The following is a 20,260-nucleotide window of genomic DNA, read 5'->3' as shown; positions in this document are numbered from 1 at the left end:
GATCCCGCATGTCCTCTGCCGTGCGCTTCGGCGTCAACTACACCCCGAGCGAAGGGTGGTTCCACCACTGGCTCGACTTCGACCTCGACTCCGTACGCGCCGACCTCGACTCGATCGCCGCGCTCGGCCTCGACCACATCCGGGTCTTCCCGCTGTGGCCCTACTTCCAGCCCAACCGCACCCTGATCCGCCCACGCGCCGTCGAACAACTGGTGGCACTCGCCGACGCCGCGGCCGAACGCGGGCTCGACGTCAACGTGGACGGACTGCAAGGGCACCTGTCGAGCTTCGACTTCCTGCCCGCGTGGACGCAGACCTGGCACCGGCGGAACATCTTCACCGATCCGGAGGTGGTCGAGGCGGAGGCCGAGTACCTGCGCACCCTGGCCGCCGCCCTCGCCGACCGGCCGAACTTCATCGGCATGACGATCGGCAACGAGGTCAACCAGTTCGCCGCCGGGCCGCATCCCGACCCGGACCGCATCACGCCCGAGCAGGCCGGAGCGTGGCTGACCCGCCTGCTCGCGGCCTGCGAGGAGGGCGCTCCCGGCAAGCCGCATCTGCACGCCTCGTACGACGCGGCCTGGTACCAGGACGACCAGCCGTTCACCCCCGAGCACTCGGCCCGGCTCGGCGCCCTCACCGCCGTCCACTCCTGGGTGTTCAACGGGACGGCCCAGCGGCACGGCCGCCGGGGCGTCGCCACCGAGCACCACGCCGCCTACCTCGTCGAGCTCTCCAAGGCCTGGGCCGACGACCCCGGCCGCCCGGTCTGGCTCCAGGAGGTCGGCGCGCCCGCCCCGCTGATCCCGGCCGAGCACGCCGCCGCCTTCACCGAGGCGACCGTCGCGAACGCGCTCGACTGCCCCGACCTGTGGGGCATCACCTGGTGGTGCTCGCACGACGTCAGCCGCGACCTGGCCGACTTCCCCGAACTCGAATACAGCCTCGGCCTGTTGACGAGCGACCGGCAGCCCAAGCCCGCGGCGCGGACCCTCGCCCGGACCGTCGGCGAGGGACGGGCGCACCAGCCGTCCGCCCGCACCACCGCGCTCGTCGTCGACACCGCGCCGGGCCGCTCCGTCTGCGCCCCCGGCGGCCCGGTCTTCGAGGCCTTCGCCCGGCTGACCGCCGACGGCGCCCGTCCCACCACCGTGCTCGCGAGCCGCGCCGACGACAAGGACCACCTCGCGGCCCGTGGCATCACCGAAGTAGTCACACCCGATCAGGTCACCGAGTAGCCCGTCCCCACCCGTCCTCATGACGACACGGAGCACACAGTGAACCTCAGCAGACGCGCTCTTCTGCTCGCCGGAGCCGCGGCGGCGCTCACCCCCGCCCTGCCCGGCGTCCCCGGCCGCGCGGCAGCGGCCGGCCGCGACCTCCAGCCGTACGCCTCGTACTGGTACCCGGACTCGCTGCCCTCGGGCACCCCGGGCGCCGGCATCACCTGGCGCAGCCTGAAGACATGGAGCGCCGCCGGCGACCCCGACCTGGCGTTCAACGCGGCCTCCGTGCCGCTCGCCGCGCGCTTCACCCCGACCCCCGCGAACACCACCGCGCGCGCCGGCCAGGCCCGTGTCCAGTCCCTCGTCTCCTTCGGTCCCACGTCGGGCAACCCCGCCCAGGGCGCGGCCGACGCCGACTACTACGCCCTCACCCACTGGGCCTACCTCGACGAACTCGTCTTCTGGGGAGGCTCGTCCGGAGAGGGCCTGATCCTCGCGCCGAACGCCCCGATCGTGGACGCGGCCCACCGGCACGGCGTGCCCGTCCTCGGCAATGTCTTCCTGCCGCCCGTCGCCTACGGCGGCCGCCTCCAGTGGACACGTGACCTGGTGCAGAAGGACGCCACCGGACACTTTCCGCTCGCGGCCCAACTGGTCGCGGTGGCGGCGGCGTACGGCTTCGACGGCTGGTTCGTCAACGCCGAGACCGGTGGCGGCGACACCGCGCTCGCCACCGCCGTGCTCGGCTTCCTGAAGGAGCTCAAGGCGCTCGGCGCGGCCCAGGGACAGCGCGTCACCTGGTACGACGCGATGACCGTGAGCGGCTCGGTCGGCTGGCAGGGCGCGCTCGACAACCAGAACAAGACGTTCTTCCAGGCCGCCGACTCGATGTTCGTCGACTTCCGCTGGTCATCGAGCAGTCTTGCCACCTCCGCCACGACCGCCCGGCAACTCGGCCGCGACCCGTACGAGTTGTGGGCGGGCGTCGACGTCGAGGCCAACGGCACCAACGCGTCCGTCGACTGGGACGCCATCGTGCCGGCGAACAAGGCGCACGTCGTCTCGGTCGGCTTCTACCGGCCCGAGTGGACCCGCAACCACCTGCCGACGGGGCGCACCCCCGGCGACTTCCACGCCGCCGACGACCTGTTCTGGACCGGCTCCTCCCTCGACCCCTCCCGGCCGGCCACGAACACCGCCTGGCGCGCGCCGGCGCTCTCGGTCGCCGACCGTTCGACCATCGGCTCGCTGCCGTTCGCGACCGTCTTCAACACCGGCCACGGACTGAGGTGGTACGAGGACGGCGAGGTCACCTCGGATTCCGCCTGGAACCACCTGGGTCTCCAGGACCGGCTGCCCTCCCGCCGCTGGGTCGTACGCACCACCGGCCGCCGCCCGACCGTCACCTTCGACTTCACGGACGCCTGGCGGGGCGGCAGCAGTCTCCTGGTCGCCGGCACTCTCGACGCGCCGACGACTCTGGACCTGTACGCGACCCGGCTGCCGCTCGGCGCTGACACGGTGGTCGAGCTGACCCACCGTACGGACGCGGGCAGCACCTCCCTGGAGCTGGCCGTCGCCACCGCGGAGCCCGGCACGGCGGGCGGGACACCCCCGTACACCTACGTACCCGTGCCCACCACCGGTGGCGACGGCTGGCAGACGTCCACCGTGCGGCTGACCGGGCTGTCGGGGACCGTGCACGCCCTGGGCGTCCGGCTGGCCCCGGGCACCGGTCCGGTCGGCTGGCGGCTGGGCCGGCTCGCGGTCCGGGACGCGACGGTGACCCCCGCCGCGCCCACCGGCCTGCGCGTCACCGACGCCGACGGCGGCGACCTGCGCTTCGCGTGGCAGGGCTCCGCGGGCGACGTACGCCACTACGAGCTGTACCGGACGTTCCCCGACGGCACACGCCGCTTCCTCGGCGGCACCTGCCAGAGCGCGTTCTACGCGGGCGGTCTCACCGCCGAGCAGGGCGAGTCCGCCGCAGGATTCGAACTGCGCGCGGTGGGGGAGCTGTTCACCGTCTCGACCCCCGCCACGACCACCCACACCTGGTAACCCGCACCCCTCACCCCACGGAGCACTCCCATGCATGACGACCGCACCCTGGTCGAAGCCCGCCTCGAGCGTGTCCTCGACGAGCGCATCCGACCCGCCGTGTACCCCGAGTCCGTACCGCTGGAGGTGGCGGTGTGGAACGCGCCCGGAGAGCCGGTCCCGGTCGCCGAGGGACTCGCGGCCCTGCCGGAGCCCATCGAGGTGGGCGCGCGCTGGGGCGCTCCGTGGGGCACCAGTTGGTTCCGGGTCACCGGAACCGTCCCCGAGTCCTGGGCCGGCCGGACCGTCGAGGCGCTCCTCGACCTCGGATTCGACGAGAACATGCCCGGGTTCCAGTGCGAGGGCCTCGTCTACCGGCCCGACGGCACCCCGGTGAAGGGACTCAACCCCCGTAACCAGTGGGTGCGCGTCGGCGCGCCGGTCGAGGGCGGCGAGGAGGTACGGCTGCACATCGAGGCCGCCTCCAATCCGGTGATCCTCGACTACCACCCCTTCCTGCCCACCCGGCTGGGCGACAAGGAGACGGCGGGCAGCGAGCCGCAGTACACCCTCACCCGGATGGACCTCGCGGTCCTCGACGAGACGGTGTGGGAGCTGGTGCTCGACCTGGAGGTGCTCGGCGAGCTGATGGCCGAGCTGCCGGTGGAGTCCGCGCGGCGCTGGGACATCCTGCGCGCGGTGGAGCGGGCGCTCGACGCCGTCGACCTCCAGGACGTGGGCGGCACCGCCGCCGCGGCACGTGCCCGGCTCGAGGGCGTGCTCGCCGAACCGGCCGTGCCCTCCGCACACCGGATCAGCGCCGTCGGCCACGCGCACATCGACTCGGCATGGCTGTGGCCGCTGCGCGAGACGGTACGCAAGGTGGCGCGCACGACCGCCAACATGACCGCGCTGATCGAGGACGAATCCGAGTTCGTCTTCGCGATGTCGCAGGCCCAGCAGTGGGCCTGGGTGAAGGAGCACCGGCCCGAGGTGTGGGCGCGGGTGAAGAAGGCCGTCGCGGAGGGCCGGTTCGTCCCGGCCGGGGGCATGTGGGTCGAGTCGGACACGAACATGCCCGGCTCGGAGGCGATGGCCCGTCAGTTCGTGCACGGAAAGCGGTTCTTCCTCGACGAGTTCGGCATCGAGAACGACGAGGCCTGGCTGCCGGACACCTTCGGATTCGCCGCCGGACTCCCGCAGATCATCAAGGCGGCGGGCTCCAAGTGGCTTCTGACGCAGAAAATCTCGTGGTCCCAGACCAACAAGTTCCCGCACCACACCTTCCGTTGGGAGGGCATCGACGGCACCCGCATCTTCACCCACTTCCCGCCCGTCGACACCTACAACTGCTCCATGCGGGGCAGCGAGATCGCCCACGCGGCGCGGAACTTCAAGGACAAGGGCGTCGCCCGGCACTCCCTCGCGCCCACCGGCTGGGGCGACGGAGGCGGCGGCACCACCCGCGAGATGGTCGCGAAGGCGGCCCGCCTCAAGAACCTCGAGGGCTCCGCCACCGTGGTGTGGGAGACACCGGCGGAGTTCTTCGCGAAGGCCGAGGCCGAACACCCCGACGCGCCCGTCTGGGTCGGCGAGTTGTACCTCGAACTGCACCGCGCGACCCTCACCAGCCAGGCGAAGACCAAGCAGGGCAACCGCCGCAGCGAGCACCAGCTGCGCGAGGCCGAACTGTGGGCGGCGACCGCGGCGGTGCGGACCGGGTTCCGCTACCCGTACGAGGAGCTGGACCGCATCTGGAAGACGGTGCTGCTCCACCAGTTCCACGACATCCTGCCCGGCTCGTCCATCGCCTGGGTGCACCGGGAGGCCCGCAGGACGTACGAGCGGGTCGCCGAGGAGCTGGACGGCATCATCGGCGCGGCACAGCGCGCGCTGGCCGGTGAAGGCGCCACCCCGCTCGTGTTCAACTCCGCTCCGCACACCCGCGACGGGGTCCCGGCGGGCGCGGCCCGCCCGGTCACCGACCCCGGCGGAGTGTCGCTCACACCGAGGGCGGGCGGCGGACACGTCCTCGACAACGGGCTGCTGCGGGTCGGGATCGACGCCCGGGGACTGGTCGTCTCGGCGTACGACATCGAGGCCGGCCGCGAGACGATCGCACCGGACCGGGCGGCGAACCTGCTCCAGATCCACCCCGACTTCCCGAACATGTGGGACGCCTGGGACGTCGACGAGTTCTACCGCAACACGGTCACCGATCTGGTGGACGCCGACGAGGTCGGGCCCGGTGAGGACGGCGTGTCGGTCCGGATCGTACGGTCCTTCGGCGCGTCGCGGGTCACTCAGGTGCTGTCGCTGGCGCCGGGGGAGCGGCGGCTCGGCATCGACACCGAGGTCGACTGGCACGAGACCGAGAAGTTCCTGAAGCTCGCCTTCCCGCTCGACGTGCACGCCGAACGGTACGCGTCAGAAACCCAGTTCGGGCACTTCCACCGGCCCACCCACACCAACACCTCGTGGGAGTCCGCCAAGTTCGAGGCGTGCAACCACCGGTTCGTGCACGTCGAGGAACCGGGCTGGGGTGTCGCGATCGTCAACGACTCCACGTACGGACACGACGTGACCCGGACCGTGCGCGACAGTGACTCCGGTACGACCACCACCGTGCGCGTGTCCCTGCTGCGCGCCCCGCGCTTCCCGGACCCGGAGACCGACCAGGGGGTGCACCGCTTCCGGCACGCGCTGGTGCCGGGGGCCGGGATCGGTGACGCGGTGCGCGAGGGCTGGCGGATCAACCTGCCCGAGCGGCATCTGACGGGCGCGCGCGAGGTCGTGCCGCTGGTGGGCGTGGAGCAGGACGCGGTCGTGGTGACGGCGGTCAAGCTCGCCGACGACGGCAGCGGTGACGTGGTCGTGCGGTTCCACGAGTCCCGCGGCGGCCGGACGCGGGCCACACTCACCGCGGGCTTCGCGACCGGTGCCGTCACGGTGACCGATCTGCTGGAGCGGCCCCTCGCGGACGCCGCGACGCCGGAACGCGACGGCGACCGGATCACCCTGCCGCTGCGCCCCTTCGAGCTGGTGACGCTGCGGCTGAAGCGGGCCTGACCACCGTACGGGCCGCGGACCCGGCCAGGGCGTGTCGCGAACGTCCCGCCCGCCGGGGTTCGCGGGACAGCCCTCAGGGCGTGAGCTGGGTCCGCAGCCACTGCTCGACCTCGCCCACGTGCGCGGCGGCGGCCGCTCTGGCCGCCTCCGGGTCGTGGGCCAGCAGCGCGCGGTGGATCGCCGCGTGCTCGCGGCGGGTGCGCTCGAAGGCGCCCTCCTCCTGGTAGCCGCGCCAGACCCGGGCGCGGAACGTGCGCGAGGACAGGCCCTCCAGGATGGCCGCCATCGTCTCGTTGCCCGCGGCGGCCGCGATCTCCCGGTGGAAGGCGAGGTCGTGGGCGAGGATCTCCTCCGGGTCGTCGGTCGCGTTCATCGCCGTGAGGTGTTTCTCCACCTCGGCGAGCTGGTCGGGGGTGATCCGCGCGGCGGCCAGTGCCGTCGCCGTCGACTCCAGGATCCGGCGCACCTCGAGCAGTTCCACCAGCCGCGGCCCGCGCGAGAGGTCGGCCACCACACCGAAGGTCTCCAGGAGGTCCCCGGCCTCCAGCTGCGTGACGTAGATGCCCGAGCCGTGCCGGGCCTCCAGCACGCCGAGAACCGTGAGCGCGCGGATGGCCTCGCGCATCGAGCTGCGCGACATGCCCAGCTGGGCGGCGAGGTCGCGCTCCGTCGGCAGCCGCTGGCCGGGTTCGAGACGGCCTTCCTTGATCATCGCCTTGATCCGCTCGATGGCGCGCTCGGTCACGGTGCCCTTCTGGGGCGCGCCCTCCGTCCCGTGGGACAGGGTCTCGTCCACGCCGCTTCCTCCTGTTGCCGGGTGCGCCGCAGTCTAACCACGGATGTGGTCGGACCACTATGGCCAGAAACCCGGAAAACATGGCTCCGCGGGGTGTTGCGGACCCAAAGTGGTCTGATAAATATTCGTCCCGGCTGGAAGAGGGACTCCGGCCACGCGTCCTGCTCGATCTCGCTCAATGAGGAGCCGTCAGATGGCCGGCAGAACAGTGCGGAACAGGCGAATCTCGTCGCGGGCAGTGAGTGCGGCGGCTGTGGCCGCCTGCGCGACCCTGGTGCTCGCGGCGTGCGGCAGCACCAAGGACGACGTCGCCTCCGGCGGCGGGGGAGGCGACGGCAGTGGCAAGGTCGGAGTGATCCTGCCCCTGCTGACCTCGCCGTTCTGGCAGTCCTACAACGACTACGTGCCGAAGATGGCGAAGTCCGAGGGCGTCGACGCCCTCAAGACCGTCAACTCCAACAGTGATCCGTCGCAGCAGATCACCGACATCAACAACCAGCTGAACCAGGGCGTGAAGGGTCTGGTCGTGGCCCCCCTGGACAGCGCCGCGATCGTCGCCGGTCTCGACCAGGCCGAGCGCAAGGGCGTCCCCGTGGTCGCGGTCGACGTGGCCCCCGACAAGGGGAAGGTCGCCATGGTCGTCCGTGCCGACAACGTCGCGTACGGCGAGAAGGCCTGCGAGTTCCTGGGCAAGCAGGTCGGTTCGGGCAAGGTCGTGCAGATCATGGGCGACCTGGCCTCGGTCAACGGCCGTGACCGCTCCGAGGCGTTCCGCTCCTGCGTGAAGAAGAACTACCCCAAGCTGAAGGTCCTGGAGATCCCCGCCAAGTGGGAGTCCGACACCGCGGCCTCCAAACTGGACACGCTGCTGAACGCCAACCCCGACATCAAGGGCATCTACATGCAGGCGGGCGGTGTCTACCTCGCGCCCACCCTGCAGACCCTGAAGTCGAAGGGGATGCTGAAGAAGGCCGGCCAGGCCGGCCACATCGCGATCGTCTCGAACGACGGCATCCCGCAGGAGTTCGACGCCATCCGCAAGGGCGAGATCGACGCCACCGTCTCCCAGCCCGCCGACACCTACGCCAAGTACGGCATGTACTACATCAAGGCGGCCATGCAGGGCAAGACGTTCAAGACCGGGCCGACCGACCACGACTCCACGATCGTCAAGCTGCCCAGCGGCATCCTGGAGGACCAGCTGCCCGCGCCGCTGGTCACCAAGGACAACGTCGACGACCCCGAGCTCTGGGGCAACACGGTCAAATGAGTACCCCACTGGTGGAGGCGCGCGGGGTGGCCAAGCGGTACGGCCCCACCGTCGCCCTCCAAGACGGCCGGCTCACCGTCCTGCCGGGCGAGTCCCATGCCCTGGTAGGACGCAACGGCGCGGGCAAGTCCACCCTCGTCACGATCCTCACCGGTCTGCAGGCCCCCGACGAGGGCACGGTCCACTTCGACGGCGAACCCGCGCCCCCGCTCACCGACCGCGACGCCTGGCGCCGCAAGGTGGCCTGCGTCTACCAGAAGCCCACCGTGGTACCGGAGTTGACGGTTGCGGAGAACCTCTTCATCAACCGGCAGCCGACCGGACGCGGCGGACTGATCAGCTGGCGCAGGCTGCGCGCCGAGGCGGCCGACGTCCTGGCGACCTGGGACGTGCGGGTCGACCCCGAGGCCCGCACCGCCGACCTCAAGGTCGAGGACCGCCAAATGGTCGAGATCGCCCGGGCGTTGAGCTTCGGTGCCCGGTTCATCGTCCTCGACGAACCCACCGCCCAGCTCGACAACCGGGAGATCGAGCGCCTCTTCACACGGATGCGCGCGCTCCAGGAGTCCGGTGTCACCTTCCTGTTCATCTCGCACCACCTCCAGGAGGTGTACGAGGTGTGCCAGACGGTCACCGTGCTGCGCGACGCCCGCTGGATCACCACCGCGCCGGTCGCCGAGCTTCCGCGCCCGGCGTTGGTGGAGGCCATGGCGGGCGAGGCGATCGCCGAACGGGCGGCCGTCCGGGACACCGCGCCCGAGGACGCGCCCGTGGTGCTGCGCACCGAGGCCCTCACCTCGGACGCGTACGACGCCATCGACCTCACCGTCCGCCGCGGTGAGGTCGTCGGGCTCGCCGGCTCCAGCGCGAGCGGCAAGATCGAGCTGGCCGAGTCGTTCGCCGGCCTGTACCGGCCGACGGGCGGAACGGCCCGTCTCGACGGCGAGCCGCTCCCGTTCGGCGACGTGCAGGCCGCGCTCAGGGCGGGCGTCGGCTGCGTGCCGCGCGACCGGCACGAGCAGGGGCTCGTCTCCGGCATGACCATCGGCGACAACACCACCATGACCGTCCTGAACCGGCTCGGCCGCTACGGCTTCATCGCCACCGACCGCAGACGCCGGTTCGCCGACGAGCTGATCGACCGCCTCGACATCCACGCCGAAGGACCCGACCAGCCCGTCTCGGACCTCTCCGGCGGCAACGCGCAGAAGGTCGTGATGGCCCGCGCCCTCGCTTCCGATCCCCGTCTGCTCATCCTCATCAACCCCACCGCGGGCGTCGACGTGAAGTCCAAGGAGTCGCTGCTGTCCCGCGTGGACAGCGCCCGTGACGACGGCACCGCCGTGCTCGTCGTCTCCGACGAACTCGACGACCTGCGCCGCTGCGACCGGGTCCTCGTCCTCTTCCACGGCCGCGTCGTCGCCGAGCACCCGGCCGGCTGGCACGACCACGAGCTGATCGCCTCCATCGAAGGAGTGGACCATGGCTACCGCATCTCCCCGGGGGGTCAACCCCGGACCCCCGGCCGAGGAGAGCGAGGCCCCGGTGACTGAGACCAAGGCCCCGCCGCTCGCCGCCGCGGGAGTGCGCGACGGGCGTGCCACCAAGACCGTACTGCTCCGCCGCGCCCGCGAACTCGCCCTCGTACCTGCCCTGTTGCTGCTCATGGTGCTCGGTGCGATCGTCAACGACTCCTTCCTCACCGAGCGGAACCTCATCTCCATCCTCGGTGCCTCCGCGGCGCTCGCGATGGTGGTCCTCGCCGAGTCGCTCGTCCTGATCACCGGCAAGATCGACCTGTCGCTGGAGTCGGTCGTCGGTATCGCGCCCGCCGTCGGCGCCCTGCTGGTCCTGCCCGCCGCGCAGTCCGGCTGGGGCACGGAATGGCCGGCCGGGCTCGCCCTCCTGGCGGTCCTCGTCGTGGGCGGCGTCATCGGCGCCTTCAACGGCGTCCTCGTGGTGAAGTTCAAGCTCAACGCCTTCATCGTCACCCTCGCGATGCTGATCGTCCTGCGCGGCCTGCTGGTCGGCGCCACCAAGGGCAAGACGCTGTTCGGCATGCCCGACGCGTTCTTCTCCCTGGCCACCTCCACCTTCCTGCGCGTTCCGCTCTCGGTGTGGCTGGCCGCGATCGCCTTCGGCATCGCCGGGCTGATCCTCAAGTACCACCGGATCGGCCGCGCCCTGTACGCGATCGGCGGCAACACCGAGGCCGCCCGCGCGGCCGGTATCCGCGTCGACCGGGTGCTGCTCGGGGTGTCGGTCGTCGCGGGTGTCCTCGCCTCGGTCGGCGGCATCATGCAGACCGGCTACGTCGGCGCGATCAGCGCCAACCAGGGCAACAACATGATCTTCACGGTGATGGCGGCCGCGGTCATCGGCGGCATCAGCCTCGACGGCGGCAGGGGCACCATGTTCGGCGCCCTCACCGGCGTCCTGCTGCTGGGCGTCGTGCAGAACCTGCTCACCCTCGCGCAGGTGCCGTCCTTCTGGATCCAGGCGATCTACGGCGGGATCATCCTCGTCGCCCTGATGATCGCCCGGGTGACCACCGGACGCGCCCAGGACTGACCGCCCCTTCGCTCTCGTACGGACCCCTCCGTACCCCCTGTTCCGGACCGAAAGGCCTCCCGTGTCCCCAACTGCCGCTCGCATCACCGCGGTCGACACCTACGATGTCCGTTTCCCCACCTCGCGCGAGCTCGACGGCTCCGACGCGATGAACCCGGACCCCGACTACTCGGCGGCCTACGTCGTGCTGCGCGGCGACACGGCCGACTGTCCCGAGGGCCACGGATTCACCTTCACCATCGGACGGGGCAACGACGTCCAGGTCGCGGCGATCGAGGCGCTGCGGGGGCACGTGGTGGGACGGTCCGTCGAGGAGCTGTGCGCCGACCCGGGCTCACTCGCCCGGGACCTCATCGGTGACAGCCAACTGCGCTGGCTGGGGCCCGAGAAGGGCGTGATGCACATGGCGATCGGAGCCGTCGTCAACGCCGTGTGGGACCTGGCCGCCAAGCGCGCCGGCAAGCCGTTGTGGCAACTGCTCGCCGACGCCGAACCGGAGTGGCTGGTACGCCAGGTCGACTTCCGCTACCTCACGGACGCCCTCACCCCCGACGAGGCGCTGGAACTGCTGCGCCGCGGCAGACAGGGAGCCGCCGAACGCGCCACGGCCCTTCGGGAGAACGGCTTCCCCGCCTACACCACCTCGCCCGGCTGGCTCGGCTACAGCGACGAGAAGCTCACCCGGCTGGCCGCCGAGGCGGTCGCCGACGGCTTCACCCAGATCAAGCTGAAGGTCGGCGCCGATCTCACGGACGACGTACGGCGCTGCCGGGTCGCCCGCTCCGTCGTCGGCCCCGGCATCCGCATCGCGATCGACGCCAACCAGCGCTGGAACGTGGACGAGGCCATCGACTGGACCAGGGCCCTCGCCGAGTTCGACCCCTACTGGATCGAGGAACCCACCAGCCCCGACGACGTCCTCGGGCACGCAGCCGTGCGCAAGGCGGTCGCCCCCGTCAAGGTCGCCACCGGCGAGCACGTCCACAACCGCATCGTCTTCAAGCAGCTCCTCCAGGCCGGCGCCATCGACATCCTGCAGATCGACGCGGCCCGGGTCGCCGGCGTCAACGAGAACCTCGCCATCCTGCTGCTCGCGGCCAAGTTCGGGGTGCCCGTCTGCCCGCACGCCGGCGGCGTCGGCCTGTGCGAACTCGTCCAGCACCTCTCGATGTTCGACTTCGTGGCGCTCTCCGGCACCACCGACGACCGGGTCATCGAATACGTCGACCATCTGCACGACCACTTCCTCGACCCGGTGGTGATCCGGCAGGGTCACTACACGGCGCCCACCGCACCGGGCTTCTCCGCCACCATGCGTCCGGAGTCCATCGCGGAGTTCACCTACCCCGGCGGCACCTTCTGGGCCGCCGACCTCGCCCGGCAGGAACCCGACAGTCAGAAGGGGGAAGCGGCATGACCGCGGACTTCGAAGGTCTCAAGGCGCTGGTGACCGGCGGTGCCTCCGGCATCGGCCGCGCCACCGCCGAGCTGCTCGCGGCCCGTGGCGCCCAGGTCGCCGTCCTCGACCTCGACCTCTCACGGGTCGAGAAGCCGCTGCTCGGCTACCGCGCCGACGTCACCGACGACGCCTCCGTGCGTACGGCGGTGGCCGCGGCGGTCGCGGACCTCGGGGGACTCGACGTCCTGGTCAACAACGCGGGGATCGGCGCCCAGGGCACCGTCGAGGACAACGACGACACCGAGTGGCACCGGGTCCTGGACGTCAACGTCCTCGGCATGGTGCGGACGGCCCGCGCCGCCCTGCCGCATCTGCGGGAATCCGCGCACGCGGCGATCGTGAACACCTGCTCCATCGCCGCCACCGCGGGACTGCCGCAGCGTGCCGTGTACTCCGCGTCGAAGGGCGCTGTCCTCTCCCTCACCCTCGCCATGGCCGCCGACCACCTCCGCGAGGGCATCCGGGTCAACTGCGTGAACCCCGGCACCGCCGACACCCCCTGGGTCGGCCGGCTCCTCGACGCCGCCCCCGACCCGGCCGCCGAGCGCGCCGCCCTGGAAGCCCGCCAGCCCTCCGGACGCCTCGTCTCGGCCGCCGAAGTAGCAGGCGCCGTCGCCTACTTGGCGAGTCCGCTGTCCGGCGCCACCACCGGCACCGCGCTCGCCGTGGACGGCGGTATGCAGGGACTGCGGCTGCGGCCGGTGGGCCGGTGAGCACCCTCGGCAGAAGCGGCGTCGAGGTCAGCGCCCTGTCCTTCGGCGGCGCGGGCATCGGCAACCTGTTCACCCCGGTGAGCGACGACGAGGCGTACGAGGCGGTGGACGCGGCCTGGGACAGCGGCATCCGCACCTTCGACACCGCGGCGCACTACGGCCTGGGCCTCTCCGAACGGCGCCTGGGGGCGGCCCTGCGCGAGCGGCCGCGCCGTGCCTACACCCTCTCCACCAAGGTGGGCCGCCTCCTGGTGCCCGCCGACACGGGCGGCGACGACCTGGCCGACGGATTCGCCGTGCCGGCCACGCACCGCAGGGTCTGGGACTTCAGCGCCGACGGAGTACGACGCGCCCTGGAGGACGGCCTCGAACGGCTCGGCGTCGACCGCGTGGACGTCGTCTACCTCCACGACCCGGACGACCACGCCGAGCAGGCCTTCCACGAGGGCTACCCGGCGCTGGAGAAGCTCCGTTCGGAAGGTGTGGTGGGCGCGATCGGCGCGGGCATGAACCAGGCCGCGATGCTCACCCGCTTCGTCCGTGACACGGACGTCGACGTGGTGCTCTGCGCCGGGCGCTACACCCTGCTCGACCACCGGGCGCTGGCCGAACTGCTGCCCGCCGCCCTGGAACGCGGCACCTCGGTCGTCATCGGGGGCGCCTTCAACTCCGGCCTGCTGGCGGACCCGCGGCCGGGAGCGACGTACGACTACGCGACGGCGCCGCGGGAGACGCTGGAGCGGGCCCTGCGGCTCCAGGAGATCGCCGGGCGGCACGGCACCACCCTGCGCGCCGCCGCGCTCGCCTTCCCCGCCGCCCACCCGGCCGTCGTGAGCGTCCTCGTCGGCGCCCGCTCGGCACCCGAGGTGCGCGACTGCGCCGAGCAGTTCGCCACGCCGGTGCCCGCCGCGTTCTGGCGCGAACTGCGGGAGACGGGACTGCTGCCCGAGGAAGCCCCCGTACCGGTACAGGACCCGTCATGAGAATCGCCCTGCACACCAAGGTGCGCGCCGACCGCGTCGACGTGTACGAGACCGCCCACCGGCAGGTTCCCGAGGAGCTCACCGCGGCCATCCGGGCCGCCGGAGCCACCTCCTGGACGATCTGGCGCAGCGGCACCGACCTGTTCCACGTCCTGGAGTGCGAGGACTACGGCCGGATGCTCGCCCAACTGGAGGAACTGCCGGTCAACATCGCCTGGCAGGCGCGGATGGCCGAACTCCTCGACGTCGTGCACGACTACTCCGACGAGGGCGCCTCGGCGGGGCTGCCCGTCGTGTGGGAGCTGCCGTGAGGGTGGACGCGCACCACCACGTGTGGGACCTCTCCGTCCGGGACCAGGACTGGATCACCGGCCCCGGACTGCGGCCGCTGCGCAGGAACTTCACCGTCGGCGACCTCGTGCCCGAGGCGGCCGCCGCCGGGATCGGACGTACCGTGCTGGTCCAGACCGTCACCGTCGCCGAGGAGACCCCGGAGTTCCTCGACCTCGCCCGGCGGAGCGAACTGATCGCCGGAGTGGTGGGCTGGACCGACCTGACCCGGCCGGACGTCGCCGACGAGCTGGCCCGGTTGCGGGAACTGCCCGGCGGCCGGTACCTCAAGGGCATCCGCCACCAGGTGCAGGGCGAGCCCGAGCCCGAGTGGCTGCTGCGTCCGGACGTACGGCGCGGGCTGGCGGCCGTCGCGGCGGCCGGCCTGGTCTACGACCTGGTCGTGCTGCCCCACCAACTGCCCAGCTGTGTCCGTGCCGCCCTGGAGCACCCTGAACTCACCTTCGTCCTCGACCACTTGGGCAAGCCGCCGATCGCGGCCGGCACCCTGGACCCGTGGGCGGGGCACGTCCGGGCGCTGGCGGCGCTCCCCAACACGGTGGGCAAGCTCTCCGGCCTGGTCACCGAGGCCGACCTCGCGCAGTGGACGGTCGACGACCTGCGTCCGTACGCCGAGACCGCCCTGGCGGCCTTCGGCCCCGGCCGTCTGATGTTCGGCTCCGACTGGCCGGTGTGCACGCTGGCCGCGTCGTACGCCCAAGTGGTCGCGGCGACCGAGGAGTTGACCCGGGTGCTCGACGAGGGGGAGCGCGCCGACGTGTTCGGTGGTACCGCCCTGCGCGTCTACCGGCTCTGATCGCCCCGCTCCAGCCGCGTCGGCGGCAGGAACTCCCGTACATGGGTCCGGTGCCAGCAGGCGCCCGTCTCCCGCAGCTCGCGCCAGGTCGTGTAGCGGTAGCGGTACAGACGGGCCCGGACGTACCGGGGCGGCGCGGTCGCCGGGAACGGCGAACGGCGCAGCAGCCGCAGCGTGTCGCGGTCGTTCTCCAGCAGCCGCTCGACCAGACCGGTGAACCAGGAACCGGCGTAGGCGGGGGAGAGCGCCGCGAACCACATCATCCAGTCGAGCCGCAGATGGTACGGCGCGAACTGGCGCGGCCACCGGCGCGGATCACCGGGCTTGCCCCGGAACTCGTACTCCCGCCAGTCCGAGTCCTCGCGCGGCGCCTCGTCCGAGGTGCCCTCGACGACCACCTCGTGGCGCACCCGGCTGACGCTGCCGAACGCGCCGTAGGTGTTGACCAGGCGCAGCGGGTCGAAGGAGCGGTTCATGACCTGGCGCCGGGAGACCATGTTGCGGGCGGGACGGTAGCCGAGGACCAGCAGGACGGCGGCGACGGCGAGGACCACGACCTCGTACCAGAGGGGTGGTCCCGGCACCCGTGGGGGAGTGGCCGGGAACTCGACGGCGGAGAGGGCCAGCACGATCGTGGTCCAGTTCAGCCAGGAGAAGTTGCCCGACAGCACCAGCCAGAGCTGGGTGAGCACCATCAGCGAGGCGGCGGCCGTCGCGACGGGCTGCGGGGTGAACAGCAGGACGGGGACGACGAGCTGGGTGACGTGGTTCGCGGCCACCTCCACCCGGTGCACGGGCTTGGGGAGGTGGTGGAAGAACCAGCTCAGCGGGCCTGGCATCGGCTGGGTCTCGTGGTGGTAGTCCAGGCACGTCAGCTTCCGCCAGCAGGCGTCGCCGCGCATCTTGATCAGACCGGCGCCGAACTCCACCCGGAACAGCACCCAGCGCAGCAGGAAGAGGATCACGACCGGGGGAGCGACCTCGTCGTTGCCCAGGAAGACGGCGAGGAAGCCGACCTCCAGGAGCAGCGACTCCCAGCCGAACGCGTACCAGGTCTGGCCGACGTTGACGATCGACAGATACAGCACCCAGGGGACGAGCCACAGCACCATGCCGCCCCAGAGCGGGAGGAAGCCGTCGAGACCCGCCACCAAGGCCGCGGACACCGCGCAGCCCGTCCAGGACCAGGCCGCGAAGAAGCGGTCCGAGTAGTGCAGGTGGAACACGCTCGGGGCATGGCGGAACGGCACCCGCGCCACGAACCGGGGCACGGGCAGCATCCCGCGCTCCCCGATCAGCGCGCGGAACTGAAGCGCCGCGCCGAGGAACGCGACGAGATACACCACGGCCAGCGCCCGCTGGAAGACCAGCCGGCTCAGCCAGTACTCGGGGGCGGTGAACCACTCCACGGCGAGTCGCTCCTTTCCCTTTCATTGTGACGCTGGGTGATCGTCTCCGCTTGCGAGTGCCGGCCCGGCGACGCAGACAATGGTCATCGACCTGTCCGGGATGAACGGGAGAACGCGGTGCGCATACCCACCCGAACCTTCGTCACGGCCTGCGCGCTCTCGGCGGCCCTTCTCGTCGCCGGGTGCGGCGGCAACGACGACGGGAGCGGCGAGAACACGGCGTCCGACGCCTTCGACGGCGAGATCCTCCTCCAGCCGGTCGCCGCCCGGGGACCCGACCCCTTCACCGAGTCGACGGTCACGGCCGCCGCCACCCCGCCGCGCGTCACCCGAACGCCGCAATCGACGGCGGAGGACTCCTCGGCTCCCGGTGACACCACCGCCACCGCGCACCCGGCGCGTTTCCCGGGCGGTACCCCGGGCCTGTACGGCGGCACCCGGGCCGCCGCCGGCTGCGACGTCGACCGGCAGGCCCGCCTGCTCGCCGCCGACCCCCGCAGGACACAGGCCTTCGCACGCGCCGCGGGCATCGCACAGGCGGCCGTACCGGACTTTCTGCGCGGGCTGACGTCGGTCGTCCTGCGCGCCGACACACGGGTCACCGACCACGGCTACCAGGACGGCCGGGTGACCGGCTTCCAGTCCGTGCTGCAGGCGGGCACCGCCGTCCTCGTCGACGACCGGGGCGTGCCCCGGCTGCGCTGCGCCTGCGGCAACCCGCTGAATCCACCGGTCGCCTCGCGCGGCACCGCGGCCACCCGGGGCCAGTCCTGGCCCTCCTACCGGCCCGGCGAGGTCATCGAGGTGACGCCCGCGCCCGCCGCGCTCACCGGCGTCACGATCATCGACCTCCACGACAACACCTGGATCGAGCGGCGGATCGGCGACGACGGGCACCGCGACGTCGTCGTCCGGCCGCCCGAGGCCGGTGCGCCCGACATCGGGCCGTCCGGTGTTCCCCCGACGGGCCCGGACACGAGCCCGCAGGCCTCGCCGTCCGCCTCCGGCCCCACGGGCCCCGGCGACTCGCCGAGCGGATCGGGCCGCCCGCCCGAGGGCTGCGCGACGCCGACCGTGACCGTCCCGCCCGGTCCGACCGGGAACGCGCCGGACGAGGCGACGCCCGCGCAGACCACGGTGGCGGCGCCCCCGGACTGCCCCACGGCCACCGTCACCTCCTCCCCGCCCCCGACCGTGGGCGAGCCGCCGGCGACGCCGCCGGACGAGGGCACCGTTCCCGGGCCGGACGAGGGGACCGACCCCGACACCCTGCCGGAACTTCCCGGCCTGCCCGACGACGGTGGTCCGGTGCCCGACGAGTCACCCGGAGGGGGCACGGTGTTCGACGCCCCGACCGATGTCTTCGACAGCTGAGCGGACGGGAAGCCGCCGGCACGACGGCCCCCGGCCCGACTCCGCGGAGGGCCGGGAAACGGGCTCCCCACAAGTCGAATAATCCGGCAAATCCTGACAAGGTGGCCCCATGGTTGATCGGGGAGCGAGCGCCCTGTCCCTCCCGGACGACTGGCCCGCCCGCCCGGATCCGATCCTGGCGCTCAACCGCATGGGCAGCTTCGACTGGGACCTGGACAGCGGCCTGTTCCACATGGACGCCCAGGCCCACGAGATCTTCGACCTGCGCCCCGGCGAGTTCGACGGGTCCCCGAGCGGCCTGTCGGTCCGGATGCCGCCGGCGGAGGGCATACGCCTCGACACCGTGGTGTCCCAGGCCATCAAGGACGGCAGCGAGAACTACGGCGCCTACTTCCGCGTCCGCCGCCGAGACGGCTCCCTGCGCTGGACGCACACCCAGGGCTGCATCCGGCGCGACGAGACCGGCAGACCGCGCCGGATCATCGGCATCGTGCGCGACGCCACCCAGGAGCTGAGCGAGGGCGCGGCGCGCCACGAGCTCGCCGCCCAGGACGAGGCCCGCCGCCAGCAGACCAACGTCGTGCAGATCACCACCGCGGCGCTGGCCCACGCCCGGACCGTCCAGGACGTCATCGACATCCTCAAGGACACGCACGGCCTCACCCATCTCGGGGCGACGAGCATGGTCATGGGACTGATCGAGGCCGGCCGCATCCGGCTCGTCGCCGAGGGCCCCGCGGGCAGTTTCGTACCGGGCACCCTGATCACCCGGATCGACGAGGAATACCCGATGAGCGAGGTCGTGCGCACCCTCGCCCCGCGCTTCATCGAGTCGCCCGACGACTTCGCCGCGTCGTACCCGACGCTGTGGCCGCACATCACCGACCTGGAGATCACCTCGGCCGCCTATCTGCCGCTGATCGCGCAGGCCCGTCCCATCGGCGCCCTCGGCCTCCTCTACAACGACCGCTACGGCTTCTCCGCCGAGGAGCGCAACGTCCTCGTCGCACTCGGCAGCAGCATCGCCCAGAGCCTGCAGCGGGCCATGTTCTACGAGCAGGAGAAGGACCTCGCCCAGGGACTCCAGCAGGCCATGCTGCCGCGCTCCATCCCCAGCGTGCCCGGCGCCGACACCGCCGTCCGCTACCGCTCCGCGTCCCTCGGCCGGGACATCGGCGGCGACTGGTACGACCTGATCCCGCTGCCGGGCGGCCGGGTCGGCGCCGTCATCGGCGACGTCCAGGGCCACGACACGCACGCGGCGGCCGTCATGGGCCAGTTGCGCATCGTGCTGCGCGCCTACGCGGCCGAGGGGCACACCCCCGCCACCGTCATGGCCCGCGCCTCCGTCTTCCTGCACGAACTCGACACCGAACGCTTCGCGACCTGCCTGTACGCGGAGGCCGACCTGTCCACCGGAGTCGTCCAGCTGGTGCGGGCCGGCCACATCGACCCGCTGGTCCGGCAGACCGACGGCACCTGTCGCCGGCTGTCCGTCGAAGGGGGCCTGCCGCTCGGTCTGTCCGCCCTGTTCGGACGCCTCGAATACCCGGTCGAGACGGTCGAACTCGACCCGGGCCAGACCCTCATGCTGTGCACCGACGGTCTCGTGGAGCAGCCCGGCGTCGACCTCGACGAGGGGATGCACACCCTCATGGAGCTGATCCGGTCGGGTCCGGAGGACGTGCGCGATCTCGCCGACCGGCTCATCGACGTGGCCGAGGAACGCGGCGGTGAGGACGACGTGGCCCTGCTGCTCCTGCGCCGCTGCGGCCCGGGCCCCCGGCAGTCCGGTGGCCGGCTCCAGCAGCATGTCGCGCCCGGCGACTCCGAGGCCCTCACCGAGGCCCGGCGGATGATCCGGGCGGCGGTCCGCGCCTGGGGCGCCGCCGAGCGCGCCGACGAGATCGAACTCGTCGCCGACGAACTGATCACCAACGCCCTCATGCACACCGAGGGCCCCGCGATCGTCACCCTGCGGGTCCTCAGCGGCCCCGACCGCAGGCTGCGCGTCGAGGTCGAGGACTCCTCCAGCGCCCTGCCGCGCCGCCGGGAGGCGGGCGAGTCCGGTGTCTCCGGGCGTGGTCTGCTGCTGGTCGACCGGCTCGCCGACGTCTGGGGCGTGGAGGCCCGGGGCCGCGGCAAGTGCGTGTGGTGCGAGTTCCTCGTCCCGGGACGGGACTGACCGACGGCGCGGCGC

General features: G+C 72.1%; 15 protein-coding genes. 13 read left to right on the top strand and 2 right to left on the bottom strand.

Translation table 11 applies throughout. From position 1 onward, the window contains the following. The first annotated feature begins 8 nt into the window (after positions 1–8). The 3 genes from OG199_RS07985 to OG199_RS07975 are packed head-to-tail and all read left to right on the top strand — an operon-like array spanning position 9 to position 6,338. On the top strand, positions 9–1,241 hold the full coding sequence (locus OG199_RS07985) for a glycosyl hydrolase (protein ID WP_405828777.1): 1,233 nt from the start codon (positions 9–11) through the stop codon (positions 1,239–1,241). Positions 1,242–1,280: 39 nt separating this feature from the next. After that, on the top strand, positions 1,281–3,290 hold the full coding sequence (locus tag OG199_RS07980; protein ID WP_405828775.1) for an endo-beta-N-acetylglucosaminidase: 2,010 nt from the start codon (positions 1,281–1,283) through the stop codon (positions 3,288–3,290). Between the two features lie 30 nt (positions 3,291–3,320). Continuing rightward, on the top strand, positions 3,321–6,338 hold the full coding sequence (locus OG199_RS07975; protein WP_405828773.1) for an alpha-mannosidase: 3,018 nt from the start codon (positions 3,321–3,323) through the stop codon (positions 6,336–6,338). A gap of 73 nt (positions 6,339–6,411) precedes the next feature. On the opposite strand, the gene OG199_RS07970 is transcribed toward OG199_RS07975, so the two are convergent. Further along, positions 6,412–7,134 (bottom strand): FadR/GntR family transcriptional regulator, encoded by a 723-nt coding sequence (locus tag OG199_RS07970; RefSeq protein ID WP_356798163.1) that lies wholly within the window; start codon positions 7,132–7,134, stop codon positions 6,412–6,414. Positions 7,135–7,327: 193 nt separating this feature from the next. Here OG199_RS07970 and OG199_RS07965 point away from each other — a divergent pair, with 193 nt between their 5' ends. The 8 genes from OG199_RS07965 (at position 7,328) to OG199_RS07930 (ending at position 15,277) form a co-directional block, all read left to right on the top strand. Continuing rightward, positions 7,328–8,404 carry a sugar ABC transporter substrate-binding protein gene (locus tag OG199_RS07965; protein ID WP_401805311.1) on the top strand — a complete coding sequence of 359 codons (1,077 nt, stop codon included), beginning with the start codon at positions 7,328–7,330 and terminating at the stop codon, positions 8,402–8,404. After that, positions 8,401–9,957, top strand: a complete 1,557-nt coding sequence (locus OG199_RS07960) for a sugar ABC transporter ATP-binding protein (RefSeq protein ID WP_356798167.1) — start codon at positions 8,401–8,403, stop codon at positions 9,955–9,957. Before OG199_RS07965 ends, OG199_RS07960 begins: the two co-directional genes overlap by 4 nt. Beyond that, a complete protein-coding gene (locus OG199_RS07955) occupies positions 9,950–10,975 on the top strand; it encodes an ABC transporter permease (protein WP_356798169.1) in 1,026 nt (341 codons plus the stop codon). Before OG199_RS07960 ends, OG199_RS07955 begins: the two co-directional genes overlap by 8 nt. 61 nt (positions 10,976–11,036) lie before the next feature. Then, the gene (locus OG199_RS07950) at positions 11,037–12,392 is read left to right on the top strand and encodes an L-fuconate dehydratase (protein WP_356798171.1); all 1,356 of its coding nucleotides are present in this window, start codon (positions 11,037–11,039) and stop codon (positions 12,390–12,392) included. Further along, positions 12,389–13,147 (top strand): SDR family oxidoreductase, encoded by a 759-nt coding sequence (locus OG199_RS07945; RefSeq protein WP_356798173.1) that lies wholly within the window; start codon positions 12,389–12,391, stop codon positions 13,145–13,147. The genes OG199_RS07950 and OG199_RS07945 overlap by 4 nt, the downstream gene beginning before the upstream one ends. Further along, positions 13,144–14,130: an aldo/keto reductase gene (locus tag OG199_RS07940; RefSeq protein ID WP_356798175.1), complete on the top strand. Its 987-nt coding sequence runs from the start codon at positions 13,144–13,146 to the stop codon at positions 14,128–14,130. The genes OG199_RS07945 and OG199_RS07940 overlap by 4 nt, the downstream gene beginning before the upstream one ends. Continuing rightward, positions 14,127–14,441 (top strand): L-rhamnose mutarotase, encoded by a 315-nt coding sequence (locus OG199_RS07935; RefSeq protein WP_356798177.1) that lies wholly within the window; start codon positions 14,127–14,129, stop codon positions 14,439–14,441. Before OG199_RS07940 ends, OG199_RS07935 begins: the two co-directional genes overlap by 4 nt. Further along, entirely contained in the window at positions 14,438–15,277 is an 840-nt protein-coding gene (locus OG199_RS07930) for an amidohydrolase family protein (RefSeq protein ID WP_405828769.1), read from the top strand. Before OG199_RS07935 ends, OG199_RS07930 begins: the two co-directional genes overlap by 4 nt. On the opposite strand, the gene OG199_RS07925 is transcribed toward OG199_RS07930, so the two are convergent. Further along, positions 15,265–16,686, bottom strand: coding sequence for a lipase maturation factor family protein (locus OG199_RS07925; RefSeq protein WP_405828767.1), 1,422 nt, complete (start codon positions 16,684–16,686; stop codon positions 15,265–15,267). The two genes, OG199_RS07930 and OG199_RS07925, sit on opposite strands and share 13 nt — an antisense overlap. A 117-nt stretch (positions 16,687–16,803) precedes the next feature. Here OG199_RS07925 and OG199_RS07920 point away from each other — a divergent pair, with 117 nt between their 5' ends. Both OG199_RS07920 and OG199_RS07915 read left to right on the top strand, forming a co-directional pair. Further along, positions 16,804–18,060: a DUF6777 domain-containing protein gene (locus OG199_RS07920; RefSeq protein WP_405828765.1), complete on the top strand. Its 1,257-nt coding sequence runs from the start codon at positions 16,804–16,806 to the stop codon at positions 18,058–18,060. A gap of 109 nt (positions 18,061–18,169) precedes the next feature. Beyond that, on the top strand, positions 18,170–20,245 hold the full coding sequence (locus tag OG199_RS07915; protein ID WP_356798185.1) for a SpoIIE family protein phosphatase: 2,076 nt from the start codon (positions 18,170–18,172) through the stop codon (positions 20,243–20,245). The last annotated feature ends 15 nt before the right edge of the window (positions 20,246–20,260 follow it).

The organism is Streptomyces sp. NBC_01176, assembly GCF_045039825.1.
GTDB lineage: Bacteria > Actinomycetota > Actinomycetes > Streptomycetales > Streptomycetaceae > Streptomyces.
This window is presented reverse-complemented; position numbering and strand designations above follow the sequence as displayed.